The following is a 21,352-nucleotide window of genomic DNA, read 5'->3' on the forward strand; positions in this document are numbered from 1 at the left end:
GTCAGCCCTTGGCGAAGGTGTCGACCGTTTGCTGGACCATCATCGGCACCGACAGCGCTCCGCGACCCACCGACCAGACGCCGCGATCGACCGTGTGCACCTGGTTGGTCTGGACCGCCGGGATCGAGTCCCACAGCGAGTTGCCTTTCCAGGTGTCGGTGACCACCGGAGAGCCCGGATCGACCGTCAGGAACATCGCGTCCGCCTTGGTCTGCGCCAGTGCCTCGAGTGGGGTCTGGTCGCTGAGCTTGCCCGCGACCTCCTTGTAGGCGTAGGTCAGCCCGAGCTCGGACAGCACCCCTGCCTGCAGGGAGTTGGCCGTGAAGGCGAAGAACTTGTCCGGCGTCGGGACGCCGATCAGCGCGCGCTTGCCCGCCTCGGCGGTGAGCTTGCTCTTGCCTGCCGCGATGGAGTCCTTGAGGCTCTTCTCCGTCTCGGCGGCCTTGTCCGCCTTGCCGACGGCCTGGCCGAGCTTCTGCAGGTTCGGGTAGAAGTCGGCCCAGCTGGAGGTGTCGAGGATCAGCGTCGGTGCGATCTGCGAGAACTGCTCGTAGTCCTTCAGGTGCTCGGACTTGTCGGCGACGATCAGGTCGATCGGTTCGGCCGAGAGGATCTCGAGGTTCGGTGAGATGCGGCTGCCGAGTGAGGTGTACTTGCCGAGCTTGCCCTCGAACTGCGGCGGCATCGGGTTCCCGCTGCCCGGTTGCTGCTCATCGGCGATCATCACCGGCTGAACGCCCAGGGCGAGCAGGTCTTCGAGGAACTGCCACTGCATCACGGCGACGCGGACGGCGGGCTTGGGCAGCTTGACCTCGCCAGTTGCTGCCTGGATGGTCACCGCCTCGGCGGTGTCGCCGGCCGTGGCGTCGCTGCCGGAGCCGCTGCCACAGGCCGCGACGGCGATCAGGCTGACGGCGGCGGCAACGGTCGTGGCGACCCTGGCGAGCTTGGTGGGCTTGGTGGGCTTGGTGACCCTGGTCGGCCTGGTGGCCCTGGTGACCTTGGCCAGCGGACGGAGACGTCGGGAGAGTCCAGCATTCATAGGTGCTCCTTAGAACAGACAGGGGAGTGGAACTCGAGAGACCTGTGATATGCGAAATGCTGTATATCGCATGAAGGTAGGACTGCCCATGGGTCGTGTCAACGCCTCGAGCAGGTTTTAATCTGGAACACCTGCTACACAGGCATGCGCGGGACGAGCCGGCCAGACCCTCGCCGCGGTCGATCGCGGTGAGAACTCCGTGCGGTAGCGGCGTGACTCCTTGCTGTTCACTAATGCACATGGTTAATGTTCGGATTGTCAACAAAACTACGACCTGGCCGTCAGTGTGTGCCGAAAGCGTGAGGTGGGCACCCGGGTGAGGCCGTGTGACGACAGGAGGACACCGTGGACGCCGAGACCCAACCGCCAGTCGGGCCCCAGCCGCTCAGGAACACACCCGTCGAGAGCCGGCCGCCCGTCAACAGTCCGGGCGGGGGCCGATCGCCAGGCGGCGGTGGTCCGTCAGGTCGTGGTGGTGGCCCGTCCGGGGGTGGTCCGTCCGGTGGTAGCGGTCTGCTGGGTGGTAGCGGTCTGCCAGGTGGTGGCGGGGCGTCAGGTGGTGGCGGGGCGTCAGGTGGTGGCGGTGCGCCGGGTGGTGGTGCGTCGGGCGGGGGCGGTGCGCCGGGTGGTGGTGCGTCGGGCGGTGGCGGTGCGCCGGGTGGTGGTGCGTCGGGCGGGGGCGGTGCGCCGGGTGGTGGTGCGTCGGGCGGGGGCGGTGCGCCGGGTGGTGGTGCGTCGGGTGGCGGTGCGTCCGGGGGAGGTGGGCGGTCGGGTGGTTCGCGGACCTCGGTTGATTCTGAGCCGCCGCCCGGCGTACTGAAGCGGGCGATCGCCGCATCGGCGATCGGGAACGCGACCGAGTGGTTCGACTACGGCATCTACGCCTACGGCGTGACCTACATTTCGGCCGCGATCTTCCCGGGCGACACCGAGAGCGCGACGCTGCTCGCATTGCTGACATTCGCCGTCTCGTTCCTGGTCCGGCCGCTGGGTGGTCTGGTCTGGGGGCCGTTGGGTGACCGACTCGGCCGCAAGCACGTGCTGGCGATCACGATCCTGATGATGTCCGGCGCGACGCTGCTCGCCGGCCTGGTCCCGTCGTACAACTCGATCGGACTGTGGGCGCCGACGCTGCTGGTCGTGCTCCGGATGATCCAGGGCTTCTCCACCGGTGGTGAGTACGGCGGTGCCGCGACGTTCATGGCGGAGTACGCCCCGAGCCGTAGGCGTGGATTCCTCGGCAGCTTCCTGGAGTTCGGAACGCTGGCCGGATTCTCCGCCGGCGCCCTGCTGATGCTGTTCTTCTCGCTGGTGCTCGGCGACGAGAAGATGCACGCGTGGGGCTGGCGCCTGCCGTTCCTTGTGGCGGCGCCGCTCGGCCTGGTCGGTGTCTACCTGCGGTCGCGTCTCGAGGACACGCCCGTCTTCCGTGAGCTTGAGGCGAAGGGACAGAAGGAAGAGCAGACGACGCACCAGTTCAAGGATCTGCTGGCCGGCTACTGGCGGCCGATCCTCCGGCTCGGTGGGATGGTCGTCGCCTTGAACGTCGTCAACTACACGCTGCTGACGTACATGCCGACGTACCTCGAGAGCGAGATCAAGCTCACCGCGGACGAGTCGCTGATCGTGCCGATCATCGGAATGTTGACAATGATGATCTTCCTTCCGTTCGCCGGCCGACTATCGGATCGGGTCGGCCGCAAGCCGCTGTGGTGGGTCTCGCTGGCCGGGTTGTTCGTCTTCGGGACGCCGATGTTCCTCCTGATGGGGACGAACATGCTCGGCGCGATCATCGGCTTCGCGGTGCTCGGTCTGCTGTACGTCCCGCAGCTCGCGACCATCTCGGCGACCTTCCCGGCGATGTTCCCGACCCATGTCCGGTACGCCGGTTTCGCGATCGCCTACAACGTGTCGACCTCCTTGTTCGGAGGTACGGCGCCCGCCGTGAACGACTGGCTCACCGCGAAGACCGGCAACGCGCTGATGCCGGCGTACTACATGATGGCCGCCTGCATCATCGGCGCCATAGCCCTCGTCAAGGTCCCCGAAACCACCCGCTGCCCGCTCAACGGCACTGCCGTTCCAGGCACCGAAGGGGCGCCGCCCCCGGTCGCTCTGGAACCCGAGCCGGCCAGAGCCTGACTACTCGATCGGCTCCTGCAGTTCGGTGACCCAACCGTCCGGATCGTCCGGGCAGTCGAGGTAGAGCTCCCGCGCAGGCTCGCTGGACCGATGGCCGTTGTCGTCGATCCAGCGGGCCAGCGCCTGCCACGCGGGCAGAACTTGGTCGATCGGTCCGCGATGCACCAGCGTCGCCGCACGTACCGCGGGCAGGTCGATGACCTCCAGGCCGTTGAGGTTGCCCTCGGCATCGATCGCTGCCGGAACGGTCGCGCGGACGACGACTTCGTCCTCGGTCTGGTGGGAGCGTTCGTACAGGCAGGTCAAATGGCCGGATGGCCGGACGGCGGTCTGGGGGAGCCGGCGGCCGACTTCGGCACAGAGTGGATGGACCACCGGGCTGATGTCCGCGGGCGTGAAGCTCGCGGCGGTGGTGGTCAGTCCGACCAGCCGAACGGCCGCCAGCTCCTTGATCACCACATCGGCGGTGGGCAGGTCAGCTTCGATGCCGCGCAGGCGTGACTCGACCTGCGCGAGCCGGGCGTGGCTCTCGGCAACAGTGGATTCCAGCTCCGCACGTCGGATTGTCAACAATGCTTGCAGTTCGGTCGGGCTGATCTCGTCGGCGACCATCGTCCGTACCTGCTCGAGCGAGAAGCCGAGATCCTTCAGAGCGACGATCCGGTTGAGGTCGGCGAGTTGCCCGGCCGTGTAACTGCGATAGCCGGTCGCAGGATCGACGTACGCCGGCCGCAGCAGTCCGATCGCGTCGTAGTGCCGCAGCATGCGGATCGATACCCGCCCATGCCGCGCGAACTCTCCGATCGCGAACAATTCCCGCCTCCTTCCGCGGTGACCTCAACCAGCCAGCAGTTCCGCGAACGTGATCGCGGTGTCGTCCTCGTGCCACGGACCGATCACCTGCGCGCCGACCGGCAGCCCGTCCGCTGTCTGCCCGATCGGCATGCTGAGCGCGGGATGCCCGGTCAGTGCGGCGTGCGCGATCCAGAACACCTGGGCGTCGTACCGCTGCTCGCCGTACGACGTCGTGATGGTGCGCTCCTCGAATGGCCGGTCGTCATGGGGAAACGCCGCGGTGAAGCTGGCAGGGCACAGGAACACATCGACCTCCTCGAAGTACTGCTGCCACCTCATCCGCGCGTCCATTCTCCGCCGGTCCCGCTCGATTACCTCGGCGAGACTCAACGATGACGGCTCGCCGCCGTGCAACGCGAAGAACAGTTCGACTTGCGATCCGAACGCCTCGGCCTGGTCCCAGGCATCGACACCGTCGGGCCAGCCCTCGACGATCTTCGCACCGCTCCGGCCGATCCGATCGACCGTCGCCGACAACCCGTCGCCTACCTCACTCGACACCGGAGCGGCGGGATGGTCGGTCACCACGCCAACCCGGAAGTCCGCGAGCCGGCCGTGGCGCGACCGGGACAGTTCCCAGGAGAACGGTGCAGCCGGGCCGCCGGTCACCCGCAGCGCTGTCCGCAGGTCAGCGGCCGATCGCGCGAGTGGTCCGATTGTCGACAAGTTCGGGAACTCGTTCGGCACTTCCGGCGGCCCGGGAACCTGGAAGCCCTGCAGTGGGACGAGCCCGGCAGTCGGCTTCAGCCCATAGACGCCGCAGTACGCCGCCGGCAGCCGGATCGACCCGACCAGATCCGACCCGTACTCCAGGTAGCTCAGACCTGCGGCGAGCGCGGCCGCGCCGCCTCCGCTCGAGCCGCCCGGTGCGCGGGTGAGATCCGCTGGATTGTTCGTCCGCCCGTAGATCTCGTTCGTGGTCTGTCCGAAATCCCCAAGCATCGTGTGGACATTGCTCTTGCCGACAATGATCGCGCCGGCCCGCCCGAGCCGCTCTACCACCACCGCATTCCGATCCGCGACGTACTCCGCGAACGCCGGATTGCCCCAGGTCGTATGCAGGCCCGCGACGTTGAAGCACTCCTTGATCGTCATCGGTACGCCGTGCAGCGGCCCGACCTCACGCTCGTCCGCAATCGCCGCATCAGCTTCGTCCGCACTCCACAGAGCGAACTCCGCCCTCGTCTCGACCACCGCGTTCACGCTGTCGTCGTGCGCGATCCGCGCGAGCAGTTGCTCCGTGACCTCGCGCGACGTCACCTCACCGGCCCGAATCCGGCGCGCAATCTCGGTTGCTGTTGTCATCATGCGGATTGTCTACGGTCTGACACAGTGTCAGGGTCAACGTGAGGGGAAACCGACCGCACGCCCGTTGTGGAACACCGTCCGGATCCGGGACTCCAACGACGTACAGCCCAGGTCCGTGCCGTCGACCAGCACCAGGTCTGCGCGCTTACCCGCGCAGATCTCGCCGCGGTCGTCCGAGAGCCCGAGCAGCCGAGCGGCGTCGATTGTTGCCGCGCGCAACGCTCCGGCATCGCCCAGGCCGGCCGCCGCCAGATACTGAAGCTCCCGCAGTACTTCGGCGTGTGGGCGTACTGGATTGTCCGTACCCATCGCGATCGGCACCCCTGCATCGAGTGCGAGCCTGACCGACTTGCGGTGCGCTTCCGGAGCGCCGTCAGGGGCATGCTCAGGATCAGGTTGTGTTGTCGACAATGTGGGCACGTAGAACGTGCCGGATGCAGCCATCGCCTCGACAGCAGCCTCGTCGAGGTACGTCCCGTGCTCGATACTCGCCGCGCCGGCCCGCGCCGCCACTTCGGCTGCCCGCGCGCCATGCGCGTGCACCATGACCCGGCGATCGCCCTGCCTGCGTGCCTCGTCCACCAGCGCCGTCATCTCGTCGACAGTCAACTGGACGTCATGCACACCGGTCCCGAGCGCCAACGACCCGGTCGCAGTGAGCTTGATCCAGTCCGCTCCGGCCCGGACCATCCGCCGTACGACGGCGCGCGCTCCGTCCGCGCCGTCGAACACCGGGTCCGGCATCGACGGATCGCCGAAGTAGTCGACCGGCCCGAGGTCCGGTGCCCACAGATCGCCGATGCCGCCCGTCGTACAGACCTGGCGGACGCTGATCAACACCTCGGGCCCCTCGATCCACCCGCGCTCAACTGCGAGCCGTACGCCGGCATCGGCTCCCCATGCATCGCGAATCGTGGTGACGCCAAGGCTCAGCAACGTCCGGAGTACGGGTACGGCGGACAGCGGCCGAGTCGACTGTGGCAGGCCGTCCGAATCACTCAGCATCTGCGTGAGACAGACGTGCGTGTGGCAGTCGATCAGCCCGGGCAGCAGCAACCCACCGGAACAGTCGACGTCCTCGTCCCCATCGAGCCCGGATCCAACGTCGACAATCCGATCGTCGGCCAGTACGACGTCCGCCGTCCGCACCTCACCAGACGCGACATCGAGCACGGATCCGGAATGCAGCAGCAGGCGACCAGTCACTCCCGAATCGTCGCAACCTCAAGGGCCGCTGGGAACGGCTCACAGTTGCCGGCATCGCGCTCAGGTCAGAGCGGTGCCCTGGAGGCCTGATCCCGAAAACCGGTCGCAAGTTCGATGACGGTCGTAGTAACTTGCCGCCCGATCGACATCGTTGCCGAGATCAGTGGAGCAGGAGAAGAGACGGTTGCATGAACGCCGAGACCGTTGCCACGCACGAGCGCACGCCCGCATCAGGGCGTAGGCCGGTTGGTGGTCTGCTGCGGACGCGGAACTTCGGCTTGTTCTGGGTCGGCGAGTCAACCAGCGGATTCGGCTCGGCCGTCACGACGGTGGCCCTGCCCCTCGTGGCTGTGACCACCCTCCGCGCCAGCACCAGCATGGTGGCGCTGCTGACGGCGGCGAACTGGGTGCCGTTCCTGGTGATCGGGCTTCCGGCCGGGGCGTGGGTCGACCGTTGGCCGCGTCGACGCGTCCTGCTGGCGGCCGATCTCGTGTCGGCGGTGGTGTTGGCCGGTGTCCCGATCGCCGCGTGGACCGGTGTACTCACCATGGGCATGCTGCTGGCGGCAGCGCTGCTCGCCGGTATCGCCAAGGTGTTCTTCGACCTGGCGTACAACGCGTTTCTGCCCCATCTGCTGGCCCCCGAGGATCTGCTCGAGGGCAACTCCAAACTGCAGACCAGCGCGTCGGCGGCCGAGCTCGCCGGTCCGGGCCTTGGTGGGCTGCTGGCACAGGTGGCGGGCGCGGTCTGTGGGGTCCTCATCGACGCGGTGACGTTCCTGGTCTCGGCGGTCTGCTTGGCAGTACTACGAGTCGAGCCCGAGGCGAAGCGAGACCGGGTCGGTGATCTGGGCGTGTTCCGTCAGATCGCCGAGGGCTTCGGGTTCATCCGGCGTGAGAGTTTCCTGGTGGCCATGACTGCGATGGCGGCGATCGGCAACTTCGCGATGATGGGGCTGACCGCGCTGCGGATTGTCTACCTGGTGCGTACAGAGGGCGCGAGTGCGGGCACTGTGGGATTGGTGATCGGTGCGAGCAGCGTCGGCGGCATCCTGGGCGCCGTGTTCGCGTCGCGGATTGTTCGGCGCTTCGGCAACGCGCGCGCCTACCTGGTGGCGAATCTCGCGATCGCGCCGTTCATCCTGCTCCTTCCGGCATCCGGTCCCGGTTGGCGGCTGTCGCTGTTCGCGGCCGGATCTCTCGTGGTGCTGACCGGCTCCACAGTCTCGAACATCATCACCGCCACCTTCCGGGGCAGCTACGTGCCCGTTCAGCTCCTCGGCCGAGTCACGGCGAGCTCTCGGTTCCTCGTCTTCGGCACAGGTCCGCTCGGCGCGGTGACCGGGGGAGCGTTCGCGAGCGCTTTCGGAATCCGAACCGCCATGTGGGCGCTGGCTGTCCTGTTCGCCTGCACCCGCGCGCTCCCGCTGGCCACGTCAATCCGCGCCTTGCGCGACTTCCCCGCCTACCGCGCCTGACAAGGGGGTCAGCTGGTGATGGCGGAGACTGCGTCGGACCAGATGGTGGCGGCTTCGTCGATCTCGTCTGGGGTGACGACGAGGGCGGGGATGAAGCGGACTACCTGGCTCCAGGCGCCGCAGGTCAGCAAGAGGAGTCCTCGGCGGGCGGCCTCTTGCTGTACGGCGGCTGCCGTGATCGGGTCGGGCTTGCCGTTGGCGTCACGGAACTCGTTGCCGACCATCAACCCGAGCCCACGCACGTCGGTGATCTGCTCGTGTTTGTCCGCCACCAGTTGCAGAGCCTGCTTGAGCTGAGCACCGCGCTCGGCCGAGTTCTGCACCAGACCCTCGTCCTGGATCACGTCCAGCGTCGCCACCGCCGCCGCGCACGCGACCGCGTTCGCGCCGTACGTCCCACCCTGCGAGCCGGGCCACGCCTTCTCCATCAACGCCGACGAGGCCGCGATGCCCGACAACGGGAAGCCGGACGCGAGCCCTTTCGCCGTGACCAGGATGTCCGGCTGCGAACCGAAGTGGTCGCCGCCCCAGAACTTCCCGGTCCGCCCGAATCCGGTCTGTACTTCGTCGACAACCAGCAGGATCCCGTGCTCGTCGGCGCGTTCCCGCAGGCCGGCAAAGAATCGCTCGTTCGCCGGGACGTAGCCGCCCTCACCGAGCACCGGTTCGACGAAGAAGGCGGCAGTGTCGGCCGGCGTACTCAAGGTCTGGAGGACGTAGTCGAGTTGGCTCAGCGCGAAGTCGGTCGCCTGCTCGACAGGCCAGCCGAAGTGGCCGGGGTCCGGGAACGGCGAGACGTGTACGCCGGCCATCAGGGGGCTGAATCCGGATCGGAACTTCGTCCCGGAGGTCGTCATCGATGCCGCGGCGACGGTCCGGCCGTGGAAGCCGCCGTGGAACACGATCACGTTCGGCCGTCCGGTCGCCTGGCGGCTGAGGCGCAGTGTGGCCTCGATCGCCTCGCTGCCGGAGTTCGCGAAGAACATCCGGTCGAGGTGCTGGGGGAGGACCTCACCGAGGCGGTCGACCAGTGTCAGTAGCGGCCGGTGCATCACGGTCGTGTACTGCGCGTGGATGATCTTGCCGACCTGCTCCTGGGCGGCCGCGACCACGCGGGGATGGCAGTGCCCGGTCGACGTCACGCCGATGCCCGCCGTGAAGTCGAGATACCGGCGGTCGTCCTCGTCGAACAGCTGCACACCCTCACCGCGGGCGGCGACGACTCCAGTCGCCTGTTTAAGGATCTGCGAGAGCTCGGCCACGGACTTCCCCTCCACTTGTCGACTGGTAGATTGTCGACAATCAGCGTATCTCAGGTGTCGAGGCCGGTGAAGGGGTGCGAATGACCAAGCAAAACGCAACCAACCCAACAAATGCCAACCGGCATCCAACCGGGGCGGTGGGTGCCGAGCATGGGCAAACCGGACTGGTGGATGCCCGGCGCGGCGAGGCCGGGGTGGTGGTTGCTGGGCGGCGCGTGACCGGGGTGGTGGGTGTCGGGCGTGGCGAGGCCGTTGCAGCGGTTGCCGGGCGCCGCGAGACCAGGGTTGTGGGTGCCGGGCGGGCCCAGGCCCGCGCGGCGCTTGCCGGGCGGCGCGTGACCGGGGTGGACTGGCGGGGCGAGGCCGGGGTCGCGGATGCGGGGCGGTGGGTGCCGGGCGGGGCGAGGGCTGAGCGGTGGTTGGTGGGCGGGATGGGGGTGGAGTGATGGGTGGCGGGCGGGATGTGGCTCGTGAGGAGGTTCGGGTCGTCGAGGCGGTTGAGAAGCGGCTCTTCATCGACGGCAAGTGGGCCGATGCGGAGGATGGTGCGACGTTCGACGTGGTCGATCCGTCGACGGGCGAGGTGCTCTGTGCGGTAGCCGACGCGACACCGTCCGACGGACGGGCCGCGCTCGAGGCGGCCGTCGCGGCGCAGCCGGCCTTCGCCAAGACATCACCTCGCGAACGCGCGGACATGCTGACGGCGGCGTACCAGCTGCTGATGGAACGTGTCGACGATCTGGCGTTGCTGATGACGCTCGAGATGGGCAAGCCGCTCGCGGAGGCGCGCGGCGAGATCGCGTACGCGGCCGAGTTCTTCCGGCACTTCGCGGGCGAGGCGCTCCGCATCGACGGCGGGTACCAGACCGCACCCGCCGGCAACGCCCGCTTCCTGATCACCAAGCAGCCGGTCGGTCCCTGCCTGCTCATCACCCCGTGGAACTTCCCGATGGCGATGGGCACCCGCAAGCTCGGCCCGGCGATCGCGGCCGGCTGCACGAGCGTGATCAAACCCGCGCACCAGACGCCCTTGTCGATGCTCGCGTTGATGGGGATCCTCGCGGAGGCCGGCGTACCGGCAGGCGCGGTGAACTGCCTCACCGCGATGGACGCGGGCGGCGTGATGGAGCCGCTGATCAGGTCCGGGCTGGCTCGCAAGCTGTCGTTCACCGGCTCCACGCGGGTCGGGCGGGTCCTGCTGGAGCAGTGCGCCGAGAAGGTCCTGCGGACGTCCCTGGAGCTCGGCGGCAACGCGCCGTTCCTGGTGTTCGAGGACGCGGACCTGGACGAGGCGGTCGACGGTGCGATCGCGGCCAAGATGCGCAACATGGGCGAGGCGTGTACGGCGGCCAACCGGATCTTCGTGCATGCCTCGGTCATCGACGAGTTCGGGCACCGTCTCGCGGCAAAGATGTCCGCGCTGACGGTTGGCCGCGGCACCCAACCCGACGTCAAGGTCGGACCGCTGATCGACGAGGCCGGTCTCACCAAGGTCCAGTCGCTGGTCGCCGATGCAGTCGGCCGCGGCGCCACCGTCCTCACCGGGGGAGAGGTTGCCCCTGGCAACGGTTACTTCTATCCGCCGACGGTGCTCACCGGCGTACCCCGGGATGCCGCGATGGCCGACCAGGAGATCTTCGGCCCGGTCGCGCCACTGACGCCGTTCACGACGGACGACGAGGCTCTGGCGGCCGCCAACGACACGGAGTACGGCCTGGTCGCCTACGTGTTCACCAATGACCTCCGTCGCGCGCTCCGCATCGCCGAGTCCCTCGAGACCGGCATGGTCGGCCTCAACCAGGGCATCGTGTCCAACCCCGCCGCCCCGTTCGGTGGCGTAAAGCAATCCGGGCTCGGCCGCGAGGGCGGCTCGGTCGGCATCGAGGAGTTCCTCGAGACCAAGTACATCGGCATCGCGATGCCCTGATCGCGTAGGAACCGGCCTCGCCGTCGTCGGTACGCGACCACCGACTCGCGGCGCTTCTTCTTGCCGGCGCGGTTGGGGCCTACCGCGACGTGAGGCGAGCGATGGCGTCGTCCATGTGGGCGACGAGCAGATCGTCGGCGTGCAGACCGTCGCCGTTGCGGATGGCTTCGGCCAGGCGCTGGTGCTCGCCGACGCGGACCTCGGACGTCGTGTAGGTCTCCTCGAGGGCGTGGATGCACATGCGGGTCTCGGTGATGTACGTCCGGTGCATCCGGGACAGCCGGGAGCTGCCGGCCAGCTCGACCAGTCGTTCGTGGAACGCGATGTCGATCTCGCCGACGGCCGCCGGGTCGCCTTCCGCTGCGGCCATCTCGTGGACGATGGCGAGCAGTTGTTCGCCGGCGGCCTGGTGGTCGCCCAACATGATCTTGCGGGCGGCGGCGCGCTCGATCGCCTCGCGGGCCAGGTACATGTCCTGGACGTCGTCCGCGGTCATGTCGATCACGAACAGGCCGCGGTTGCGAATCGCGACCAGCAGCCCTTCCTGCGTCAGCCGCTGCATGCCTTCCCGCAGAGGTCCGCGGCTGACGCCGAGCTTGCGGGCGAGGTCCGCCTCGCCGAGCTGCGTGCCCGGCTTGAGCTCCCCGTGGCCGATGGCCTTGCGCAGTTTGTCGGCGATGATGCTCGGCGTCGACTCCTGGGCCAGCGGCTCGATGTAACTGGTCACACTTCCGTCCCCCTTGAGGCAAACAAACTTCCCAGACCTGGCAGAGAAGGTACCTGCCCGAGCAAGTCGAGTCCCTTCCAGACCGTCACCTGGTTCGCGGTCAGCACCGGCTTGCCGACCGCGGTCTCCAGATCGTCGACAATCTCCAGCGTGTGCATCGCGGTGTCCGGCACCAGGATCGCCTCGGCGTCCGGGTGGTCGGCGGCCTTCACCATCGCGATCACCCGGTCCGGCGCGAGCGTCCCGACCTCGGCCGCGGTGATGATTCCGTGGCTGCCCATCGACACCACTTCGACCCCGCCGCCGGTCAGGAACCGGACGAAGTGCTGCGCCACGTCCTCCGGGTACGACGCCGCCACCGCGACCCGCCGTACGCCGAGCGCCCGGCACGCGTCCACGAACGCGATCGAGGTGGAGGACGCCGGCACGCCGATTGCTCGGGCGACACCGGAAGCCTGGTTGCGGGCGCCCTCGGGGCCGAAGACGAAACTGCCCGACGTACACGCCCACATCACCGCATCCGGCTCTTCGGCCGCGAGCTCCGAGGCGCCTTCGGCGAGCCGCTCGGCGCGGCCGAGGTCAAGCAGGGCGTCGATCCGATGCGCGTCCTCGCCCACCGACGTGATCACGACCGGCAGCCGGACCGCACCGTCGAGCCGCGCCTCGAGCGCCGGGTAGTCGTCCTCCGCGCTGTGCCCGGGATAGAGCAGCCCCACCGTGACCATTCCGACCTCCTGGCTGACCCGCGTCCCAATAGGTAGATTGTCGACAATGCTAACGCGTGAGAGCTCCGGCACCGGAAATGTCGCGTACGACGTCCCGCGGTTGGTGGCCGGGCTACGCCGGGAACTGCGGGGTGTGGTCGCGGACGACCGGCGGACCCGGGCGCTGTACGCGGCGGACGGCTCGAACTACCGCGCCGTCCCGGACCTGGTCGTTGTACCCGCGGATGCCGAGGACCTGGCGACGGCGGTGGCGCTGACCGCGGCGGCCGCCGCTCCGGTGGTGGTGCGTGGCGGCGGTACGTCGATGGCGGGCAACGCGATCGGTGGTGTGGTGATCGATGCGTCCCGTCACGTCAATCGCATTCTGGAGATCGATCCGGAGACCCGGACCGCCGTGGTTGAGCCGGGCGTCGTACTGACGGATCTGTTGGCTGCGGCGAAGCCGTACGGGCTGGCGTTCGGGGCGGATCCGTCGTCGGGGAGCCGGGCGACGTTGGGTGGGATGATTGCCAACAATGCGTGTGGCGCGCATTCGGTGGCGTGGGGGACGACTGCCGACAATCTGCGCTCGCTGGATGTGGTGCTTGCTGACGGCACCAGGATGACGGTGGATTCCACGGCGGACCGCGCGGAGTGTGCGGCGCGGCCGGGGCGGGAGGGGGAGCTGCACCGCGCGCTGCAGGGGTTTGTCGATCGGCATGAGCTGCTGATCCGGCGACGGTTCGGGCAGTTCACCCGCCAGATCTCGGGGTACGCGTTGCATCGGTTGCTGCCGGAGTACGGGTACAACGTGGCCGGATTGTTGACCGGGAGCGAAGGTGGGCTCGCGGCGACCCTGCGAGCGACGGTGGCGTTGACCGAGTTGCCGAAGGCAAAGGTTCTGTGTGTGCTCGGGTTCGGTGACTCGATCAGCTCGGCCGACTGCGTGCCGATCGTGCTGCGGCACGGTCCGCTCACGATGGAGTCGATCAACAGCGACCTGGTCGAACGCCTGCCGCGCGAGGTCCGCGATGCCGCGGTACGCGCCGGTCTGCCGGAGGGCAACGCCTGGCTCCTGATCGAGATGGGCGGCGAGGACGAACCCTCCGCCGCCGCTGCTGCCCGATCCATGCTCGACGACCTCCGCAACTCCACATCGACAAGCACGACACCGCTCAACACCAGCCCCGCTGCCGGCAGCTGGAGCGGTAGCGCCGGGGGGAGCGAGAGCGGCAGCGGCACCCACGGCGGGAACGGGAGTGGCGCCCTCGGCGGGAGCGGCAGCGGCACCTACGGCGGTAGCGGGAGCGGCGCGCTCGGTGGGAGTGGGAGTGGGAGTGGCGCCCTCGGCGGGCGTGGGAGTGTTGCCGCCGGTGGGAGTGGCAGCCCCGGCGGGACGGGGAGGGTCGACGGGGCGGGCTCGTTTGTGGGAGAGCGTGGAGGCGGGCGGTTTCCGACGGCTTCGTTGGTTACTGATCCGGGGGCGCAGGCTGTGTTGTGGCGTTGCCGGACTGATGCTGCGGGGCTGGCGACGCGGCGGGCCGACGGAGCGGAGGCGTGGGGTGGTTGGGAGGACGCCGCCGTACCGCCGGAGCGGTTGGGGGACTACCTTCGCGGGCTTGACGAGGTGATGGGGCGGCACGGTCTGTCCGGAGCGTCGTACGGGCATTTCGGTGAGGGCTGCATGCACATGCGGATCGACTTCGACCTGCTCAGTGCGCGCGGCCTCGCGACGTACAGGGAGTTCGTCGAGCAAGCCACCGACCTCGTGGTCGAGCTCGGCGGATCGGTGTCCGGAGAGCATGGTGACGGCCGAGCGCGGGGTGAGCTGCTCAGTCGGATGTACGGCGTCGACGGGGTGCGACTGTTCGCGGAACTCAAGGAGATCTGGGACCCGGCGCGGGTGATGAACCCCGGGATGATCGTCGATCCGCCGCCGCTGGACCTGGCGATCCGGCATGACGGTCCGGCGAAGGACCGCAGATTGTTGACATTCTTCGCGTACCCGGATGACGACAACGACTTCGCCCGGGCGCAGCGCCGTTGCGTCGGGATCGGCAAGTGCCGGCAGAGCTCGGGTGGAGTGATGTGCCCGAGCTATCAGGTCACCAAGGATGAGCTGCACTCGACCCGCGGCCGCGCTCACCTGCTGTGGGAGATGCTGCAGGGCGACGTCATCGCGGACGGATGGCGATCGACCGAGGTCCGCGATGGTCTCGACCTTTGCCTGTCCTGCAAGGGATGTCTGTCCGATTGCCCAGTGAACGTCGACATGGCGACGTACAAGGCTGAGTTCACTCAGCATCACTACGCGCGCCGTCCATGGGCGCGGCCGATGTCGCACTGGTCGATGGGTTGGCTCCCGCTCTGGGCCCGGCTCGCCTCGCCAGTGCCCGCGCTGGCCAACAAGGTTGCCGGGCTCGGTCTGGTGAAGAAGCTGGGTGGAATCGCCGCTGAGCGCGCTGTGCCTACGTTCGCTTCGGAGACCTTCACGAACTGGTTCGCCAATCGTGGCGGTGGATTGTCGACCGGTGGACAACAGGTTGTGCTGTGGCCGGACACGTTCACGAACTACCTGGCGCCTGAGATCGGGCGGGCCGCGGTTGAGGTGCTGGAGGTGGCTGGGTTCGAGGTGGTGCTGCCGGACAAGCCGGTCTGCTGTGGGCTGACCTGGATCTCGACGGGCCAACTGAAGAAGGCCCGACGCGTGCTCACTCGATCGCTCAAGACCCTCGAGCCGCACCTGGCCGCCGGTACGCCGATCGTCGGCCTCGAACCGAGCTGTACGGCGGCACTTCGCCACGATGCACCGGATCTGATTGCCGACAATCCACTTGCCGACCAGGCTGCGAAGGCGACCCGCACGTTCGCCGAGCTGCTCGTCGAGGCTGAGTGGGAACCGCCGCAGGTTGGGGGAGAAGCGCTGGTGCAGACGCACTGCCACCAGCACGCCGCGCTCGGCTTTGACGCCGACCGTCGGCTGATGGCCGCGGCCGGGATCGACGCGACCATCCCCGACTCCGGTTGCTGCGGGTTAGCCGGCAACTTCGGCTTCGAGCGCAACCACTACGCGGTCTCGAAGGCGATCGGCGAGCGGGTCCTGCTCCCCGCCGTACGTTCCTTGCCCGAGGCAACCGTAGTACTCGCCGACGGCTTCAGCTGCCGCACCCAGATCACCCACGGCACCACCCGCCACCCCCACCACCTAGCCGAACTCCTAGCCGCAGCCTTACCCCACCCAACCAACAGCTGACCAACCACGCCGCTCGCGGTGCCGCGCCGCCGCACCCAGACCACCCACGGCACCACCCGCCGACCCCGCCGCCTCTCCGAGCTCCTGGCCGCGGCCCTGCCCCGGTCGATCGACGGCTGACCGTGCGCGCCGTTCGCTGCCGCACGCAGATCACTCACGGCGACACACGCCGTTCCCGCCATCTCGCCGAACTCCTGGTCGCAGCGTTGCCCAAGGCCACGGACAGCTGACCGATCGCGCCGTTCGCGGCTGCGCCGCCGTACTCAGATCACCCACGGCGCCACGCGCCGGCCCGCCATCTCGCCGGACTCCTCGCCGCAGCGTTGCCCCTGGCAACCGACGGCTGGTCGAGCACGCCCGCGCTGTCGCACTCAGATCGCTCACGGCACTCGTCGGCCTGACCAGGTTCTGCCGGCTCGATGAGCTCGGTCTGGAAGAGTTGGGCAACGCCTTGAGCGGGTCAGGTGTCCCGGCACCGGCCGCGTTCAGCGGTTGGCGGCCAGGACTGTGGTGAGGCCTTCTTGTAGATCTTTGACGAAATAGTCGGGGACCTCCAGTGATGGGAAATGTCCCCCGAATTCTGGGGTCCTCCATCGGACGATCTGTCGGTAGCGCTCCTGTGCCCAGGCGCGTGGATATTTCTCGATGTCGCGGGGATACATGGTGATGGCTGTTGGGACGTCGACCCGAAGTTCGGGGTCCAGTGAGTTGTGGCTTTCGTAGTAGATGCGGGCCGCCGATGCGCCGGTCCGCGTCAACCAATACAGGGTGACGTCGTCGAGAACCCTGTCTCTGGAAATCCGCTCGAACGGGCTGTCTTCGGTATCTGACCACTCGGCGAACTTGTCCAGGATCCAGGCAAGAAGCCCGACCGGTGAGTCGACGAGCGAGTAGCCGATGGTCTGCGGCCGAGTCGCCTGCTGCTTCGCGTACGCCGCGCGGTGGCGCCAGAAATGGCGGGTTTCCTCGGTCCACTTGCGCTCGACCGCCGTCAGCCCGTCCGTTGTCAGCCCCGGCGGTCCCTCCGCGAACGTTGTGTGGATGCCGAGAATGTGCTCCGGGAACCGGCCGGCGAGGACCGTGGTGATATTGCCTCCCCAGTCGCCGCCGTGGGCTGCGAACTTGCTGTAGCCGAGCCTTCCCATCAATTCCACCCATGCGGTCGCGATCTTTTCGGTTCCCCACCCGGTAGTAGCCGGCTTGTCGCTGTAACCAAAACCTGGGAGCGATGGAACAACCACGTGGAACGCAGGCGCGACTGCGTCCTTCGGATTTGCCAACGCGTCTACTACGTCGACGAATTCAGCAATGCTGCCTGGCCACCCGTGCGTCAAGATCAGAGGAGTGGCATCCGCGCGCGCGGATCGGCGGTGCAGGAAATGGATTCCCAGATCATCAATGGTCGTGCGGAACTGGCCGATACGGTCAAGGCGCTCTTCGAATGACCGCCAGTCGTACCCGGTGCGCCAGTAGTTCACAAGATCGACGAGGTCGGCGAGCGGAACGCCCTGATCCCATCGGCGAGGGTCTGGCGCGGCGCGATAGACCGTCTCGGCCTCCGGTAGCCGCGCCGCGGCCAACCGCGCGCGCAGATCGTCGAGGTCAGCGTCGGTTGCGTGGGCTTCGAATGCTTGCACGTCGCTGGTTGGACTGGGCATGAGACCTCCTAGCCATCGCGGAACCGGCTGCAACCTAATGCGAACCGGCTAAGACGGTTCTAACACGCCCTTCCGCCGGAGCGCAACCTGCTAAGGTGGTTCCATGCGTGCTGAGTTCCCTGACTTTCGCCTCGGCAGCGTGCTGGCGACCAGCTTCACGGGGACTCTGTCGGAGCGTCAGGGTGACGCTGTGGAGCGCATCCCCACGCCGCAGCGACTCGTCGACTGGCTGGCAGTGAGCGGGCTCGCCGTGGACTCGTGCACCGACGCCCAGCTGGACCTCGCTCGGGAGCTGAGGGAGTCGATTCACGCCGCCGCGACAGCGGCCGCGATCCAGGACGCTCTCCCTGCAGCTGCTGTCCAAGTCATCAATGACTGCAGCGCTCAGGGTCGGGCCGTGGCCGTCCTGACGCCCGAGGGCAAGCGGCGATGGCGGCTCAGCTCGGCGTCCTGTCTGGAAGATGCCCTCAGCGTGGTCGCCGCCGACGCGATCAGCATCATCGCGGGCGAACGCGACGGAAAACTGGCCTTGTGCGCATCGCCAACCTGCCAAGCCGCCTTCTTCGACACCAGCCAAAGTCGCACCCGCAGATGGTGTGACATGGGCACGTGCGGCAATCGTCAGAAGAAGGCGCGCTTCAACGCCAAACGGCGCGAAAACTCCAGCTCAGCGGAGTGAGCGTCACCTCGGTACATCGCGGCGGAGCTTGCTTGAAATCGGTGGATTCAGACCCCACCTACACCCTCAAGTGCGATGAGCGGCTTTGCGTCGTGGCTTGATCTCGAGGGCTGCGAGGGCGCCGTCCACGGCCACGCGGCGGAGCTCGTCCTGTGGGACGCCGGCGAATTGGATCGTGCAGTCCTGGATGCCGCCGAAGGCGATGACGGCGCGGGCGGCCTGCTCCAGCGTGGGATCGGGGCCGTGCAGCAGCTTCCCCAGTCGTCCGCGCCACTCCAGTACGCGGTCGATCAGGCCCAGGTCGGCGAGTGTGGTCAGCTCGCTGAGCATCAGCACGATCTCTCGGCGATTGCGGTAGTGGAAGTCGAAGTACCCCTCCAGCAGGGCGCGCGGCTCGACCTCGCCCAGCGCCTCCTGAGCCACCAGGAAGGCCTCTTCCTCGTCGATGATCGGCTGCACGATGCTGCGGACCAGTTCCTCGCGGGAGGAGAAGTGGTAGTACAGCGCCGGCTTCGTGATGGCCAGCCGGTCGGCGATCTCCTGCAGGCTGGTCCGCTGCACGCCCTTCTGGGCGAAGAGCTCGCGGGCGACCTCCTGGATCCGCTGCTTGGTGTCCGAGGGACGAGGCATGCCGTCAGCTTATCTGACTTAACGATAGGTAAGTAACCATGCTAAGCTTACCGACCGTTAAGTAAGGGAGGCATGCTCATGCGGATTCTCATTTCCGGTGCCAGCGTCGCCGGTCCGGTGCTGGCGTACTGGCTCACCAGACACGGCTTCTCCGTCACCGTCGTCGAACGCTCGCCGGTTCTGCGCAAGACCGGCGGCCACGCGGTCGACCTGTTCCGGCCCGCGATGGACATCTCGGAGAAGATGGGCGTGCTCCCGTGCATCGAGGAGCGGGCCACCGGCACGAACCGGATGACCCTCTACAGGGAGGGCGTACGGCGTCCCGTCCAGGTGAACCTCGCGAAGATCTTCAGCGCCGCCTCCGAGCGGCACGTCGAGGTGATGCGCGACGACCTCAGCGAGATCTACTACGACGCTGCCTGCGACGACGTCGAGTATCTCTTCGGCGACTCGATCACCGAGATCTCGCCCGACGGCGAGGTGCGGTTCGAGAACGCCGCGCCACGCCGCTTCGACCTCGTCGTCGGCGCGGACGGTCTGCACTCCAACGTGCGCCGCCTCGTCTTCGGCGACGAGTCCCAGTTCAGTTCGTACATCGGGGCCTACCTCGGGGTCCTGAGTCTGCCCAACACCGCCGGCCTCGACCGCGAGCTCCTCATCCACGTCGGCGTCGGCCGCACTGTCGGCATGTACGGCGCTCCGCACCTCGGCGACGCGCGGGCCTTGTTCCTGTTCCGGAGCGAGCGCGAGCTCGACTACCACCACCGCGACGTACACCGCCAGAAGGAGTTGCTGCGCGGTGCGTTCGAGGGCATGGACCCCGAGGTGGACCGGTGGCTGGAGGAGCTCGACCGTACGCCGGTGTTCTACTTCGACTCGATCACCCAGCTCCGCATGGACACCTGGTCGCGGGGGAGGGCGACGCTCGTCGGCGACGCGGGGTACTGCCCCGGCCCGGCCGTCGGCGGCAGCACTACCTTGGCCGTCGTCGGCGCGTACGTCCTCGCCGGGGAGTTGGCGCGGGCCGGCGGCGACCACGAGCGCGCCTTCCCTGCCTATGAACGCGCCATGGCGGAGCACGTGCGCGGCAGTCGCGAAGTTGGGCTGAGCGCGGCGAAGACTCTGATCCCCACGTCGCGTCTCGGCGTTTCGGGACTGGCCCAGGGGTCCCGATTGATCTCTGCCCTGCCTGCGGGGCCCAGCCGCGCGCTCCTCCGCCTCACGACGAAGAGCGCACGCGTGTACAACTCCATGACTGTCGACAATTACCAGTCGGCTTCAACCGCATCTAGCTGAGGAGACGGAGGGCGGTGAGGGCGTAGGTGCGGGCCGCGGTGATGAGTTCGGCGATGGGGACCGACTCGTCGGCGCGGTGGGCCTCGGTGGTGACCGAGCCTGGTCCGAGCACGACAACGGGTACGCCGAGGTCGCGAGCGACGTACCCGCCATCGCAAGCGGCCGTCCAGCCGGCGAGGGGGAGGGACGGGCCGCCAGCATCGAGTCGGGCGGCCTCGGTCGCGACGACCAGCGCGTCGTCGGCCGCGGTCTCGAAGGCTGGCATCTCCATCGGCATGTCGAGGTCGACAGTGAGACCGCGCGACTTCAGATCCAAGGCCGCGACCCGGGTACGCAGGTCGTCGAGGACAGTGGCCGGCGATTCGCCCGGCAGCAGGCGGCGGTCGGCGACGATCACGCACTCCGCCGGGACGATGGAACCGCCGGTGCCGCCGTTGATCTGGCCGACACTCCAGGTCGCGGGCCCGAGTAGCGGATGAGGTGCGGCGGCGAGTTCGGCGTGCAGGCGTTCGATCTCGGCGACGACCGCGGCCGCTCCGTAGATCGCGTTCGCGCCGTCGTCCGGGTTGCCGGCATGGCAGGCTCGGCCGTGGATCGCGACCCGCAGGTACGAGTCGCCGCGGGCCGCGATGATGGTCTGCAGATCGGTTGGTTCTGCAGTGATGCAGCCGAGGAAGGTTCGGGGCCGTCCGCCCGCGGCAGCGACGTACGCGCGGATCCCCTTGCCGGTCTCCTCCTCGTCGACCACGGCCGCGAGCTCGACCGGACCGCTCAGTTCGGTACCGCGCAAGGCGGCCAGGGCGACCAGCGCCGCGGCCAGACCGCCCTTCATGTCGGACGCGCCACGCCCGTAGATCCGGCCATCCCGTACCTCGCCGCCGAACGGGTCCGTCGTCCAGCCGTCGCCGATCGGTACGACGTCCGTGTGCCCGAGCAGCAACACGCCCGGACCGTTGCCCCCGGCAAACGTGATGCCGACGTTGTCGCGCCCGGGCTCGACGGGCGAGGTCACCACATCGAGCCCGAGCTCCCGTCCAGCCGCGGCGAGTACGGCGACGGTCGCCGCCTCCTCACCCGGCGGGTTCTGGCCGGTCGCGCGCACCAGGTCCGCGGTGACCCGCACCAGCAGCTCTTCGTCGATCCGATCCAGCACTGCCTGCTCAGCGGGCGTCACGCTCATGCCGA

General features: G+C 68.1%; 17 protein-coding genes. 7 read left to right on the forward strand and 10 right to left on the reverse strand.

All coding sequences use genetic code 11. From position 1 onward, the window contains the following. Window position 1: 1 nt before the first annotated feature. Window positions 2-1,042, reverse strand: a complete 1,041-nt coding sequence (locus tag ACGFH6_RS13945; RefSeq protein WP_393383552.1) for an ABC transporter substrate-binding protein — start codon at window positions 1,040-1,042, stop codon at window positions 2-4. Window positions 1,043-1,387: 345 nt separating this feature from the next. Here ACGFH6_RS13945 and ACGFH6_RS13950 point away from each other — a divergent pair, with 345 nt between their 5' ends. After that, window positions 1,388-3,184 (forward strand): MFS transporter, encoded by a 1,797-nt coding sequence (locus tag ACGFH6_RS13950; protein ID WP_393383553.1) that lies wholly within the window; start codon window positions 1,388-1,390, stop codon window positions 3,182-3,184. On the opposite strand, the gene ACGFH6_RS13955 is transcribed toward ACGFH6_RS13950, so the two are convergent. From ACGFH6_RS13955 to ACGFH6_RS13965, 3 genes are read right to left on the reverse strand one after another with little or no spacing between them, the layout of a single operon-like run. Next, window positions 3,185-3,997 carry a MerR family transcriptional regulator gene (locus tag ACGFH6_RS13955; protein WP_393383555.1) on the reverse strand — a complete coding sequence of 271 codons (813 nt, stop codon included), beginning with the start codon at window positions 3,995-3,997 and terminating at the stop codon, window positions 3,185-3,187. A 24-nt stretch (window positions 3,998-4,021) separates the two neighbouring features. Beyond that, complete coding sequence (locus tag ACGFH6_RS13960; RefSeq protein ID WP_393383557.1) at window positions 4,022-5,347, reverse strand: amidase family protein; 1,326 nt, start codon at window positions 5,345-5,347, stop codon at window positions 4,022-4,024. Window positions 5,348-5,380: 33 nt separating this feature from the next. After that, entirely contained in the window at window positions 5,381-6,553 is a 1,173-nt protein-coding gene (locus ACGFH6_RS13965; RefSeq protein ID WP_393383558.1) for an amidohydrolase family protein, read from the reverse strand. A gap of 188 nt (window positions 6,554-6,741) precedes the next feature. On the opposite strand from ACGFH6_RS13965, the gene ACGFH6_RS13970 reads away from it, so the two are divergent. Then, window positions 6,742-8,031 (forward strand): MFS transporter, encoded by a 1,290-nt coding sequence (locus ACGFH6_RS13970; protein ID WP_393383560.1) that lies wholly within the window; start codon window positions 6,742-6,744, stop codon window positions 8,029-8,031. Between the two features lie 8 nt (window positions 8,032-8,039). Here ACGFH6_RS13970 and ACGFH6_RS13975 read toward each other — a convergent pair whose 3' ends face one another. Continuing rightward, complete coding sequence (locus ACGFH6_RS13975) at window positions 8,040-9,308, reverse strand: aspartate aminotransferase family protein (protein ID WP_393383562.1); 1,269 nt, start codon at window positions 9,306-9,308, stop codon at window positions 8,040-8,042. A gap of 65 nt (window positions 9,309-9,373) precedes the next feature. Between ACGFH6_RS13975 and ACGFH6_RS13980 the strand changes: the two genes are divergently transcribed. Beyond that, window positions 9,374-9,739: a hypothetical protein gene (locus ACGFH6_RS13980; RefSeq protein ID WP_393383564.1), complete on the forward strand. Its 366-nt coding sequence runs from the start codon at window positions 9,374-9,376 to the stop codon at window positions 9,737-9,739. Further along, window positions 9,739-11,220: an NAD-dependent succinate-semialdehyde dehydrogenase gene (locus ACGFH6_RS13985; protein ID WP_393383566.1), complete on the forward strand. Its 1,482-nt coding sequence runs from the start codon at window positions 9,739-9,741 to the stop codon at window positions 11,218-11,220. Before ACGFH6_RS13980 ends, ACGFH6_RS13985 begins: the two co-directional genes overlap by 1 nt. 79 nt (window positions 11,221-11,299) lie before the next feature. Here the strand turns inward: ACGFH6_RS13985 and ACGFH6_RS13990 are convergent, their stop codons facing one another. Further along, complete coding sequence (locus ACGFH6_RS13990; RefSeq protein WP_393383567.1) at window positions 11,300-11,947, reverse strand: GntR family transcriptional regulator; 648 nt, start codon at window positions 11,945-11,947, stop codon at window positions 11,300-11,302. Then, window positions 11,944-12,672 (reverse strand): maleate cis-trans isomerase, encoded by a 729-nt coding sequence (locus ACGFH6_RS13995; RefSeq protein WP_393383569.1) that lies wholly within the window; start codon window positions 12,670-12,672, stop codon window positions 11,944-11,946. Before ACGFH6_RS13995 ends, ACGFH6_RS13990 begins: the two co-directional genes overlap by 4 nt. A 46-nt stretch (window positions 12,673-12,718) precedes the next feature. Between ACGFH6_RS13995 and ACGFH6_RS14000 the strand changes: the two genes are divergently transcribed. After that, the gene (locus ACGFH6_RS14000) at window positions 12,719-15,904 is read left to right on the forward strand and encodes an FAD-binding and (Fe-S)-binding domain-containing protein (protein WP_393383571.1); all 3,186 of its coding nucleotides are present in this window, start codon (window positions 12,719-12,721) and stop codon (window positions 15,902-15,904) included. Window positions 15,905-16,389: 485 nt separating this feature from the next. Here ACGFH6_RS14000 and ACGFH6_RS14005 read toward each other — a convergent pair whose 3' ends face one another. Further along, complete coding sequence (locus tag ACGFH6_RS14005; RefSeq protein WP_393383573.1) at window positions 16,390-17,562, reverse strand: epoxide hydrolase family protein; 1,173 nt, start codon at window positions 17,560-17,562, stop codon at window positions 16,390-16,392. 103 nt (window positions 17,563-17,665) lie between these two features. On the opposite strand from ACGFH6_RS14005, the gene ACGFH6_RS14010 reads away from it, so the two are divergent. Then, window positions 17,666-18,241: a CGNR zinc finger domain-containing protein gene (locus ACGFH6_RS14010; RefSeq protein WP_393383575.1), complete on the forward strand. Its 576-nt coding sequence runs from the start codon at window positions 17,666-17,668 to the stop codon at window positions 18,239-18,241. Between the two features lie 66 nt (window positions 18,242-18,307). On the opposite strand, the gene ACGFH6_RS14015 is transcribed toward ACGFH6_RS14010, so the two are convergent. Then, entirely contained in the window at window positions 18,308-18,871 is a 564-nt protein-coding gene (locus ACGFH6_RS14015; RefSeq protein WP_393383577.1) for a TetR/AcrR family transcriptional regulator, read from the reverse strand. A gap of 78 nt (window positions 18,872-18,949) precedes the next feature. Between ACGFH6_RS14015 and ACGFH6_RS14020 the strand changes: the two genes are divergently transcribed. Next, window positions 18,950-20,167 carry an FAD-dependent monooxygenase gene (locus tag ACGFH6_RS14020; RefSeq protein ID WP_393383579.1) on the forward strand — a complete coding sequence of 406 codons (1,218 nt, stop codon included), beginning with the start codon at window positions 18,950-18,952 and terminating at the stop codon, window positions 20,165-20,167. On the opposite strand, the gene ACGFH6_RS14025 is transcribed toward ACGFH6_RS14020, so the two are convergent. Further along, entirely contained in the window at window positions 20,160-21,347 is a 1,188-nt protein-coding gene (locus tag ACGFH6_RS14025) for a M20 family metallopeptidase (protein WP_393383581.1), read from the reverse strand. The two genes, ACGFH6_RS14020 and ACGFH6_RS14025, sit on opposite strands and share 8 nt — an antisense overlap. Window positions 21,348-21,352: the final 5 nt, after the last annotated feature.

This window comes from Kribbella sp. NPDC049227 (genome assembly GCF_043197265.1).
In the GTDB taxonomy this organism is placed as follows: Bacteria; Actinomycetota; Actinomycetes; order Propionibacteriales; family Kribbellaceae; genus Kribbella.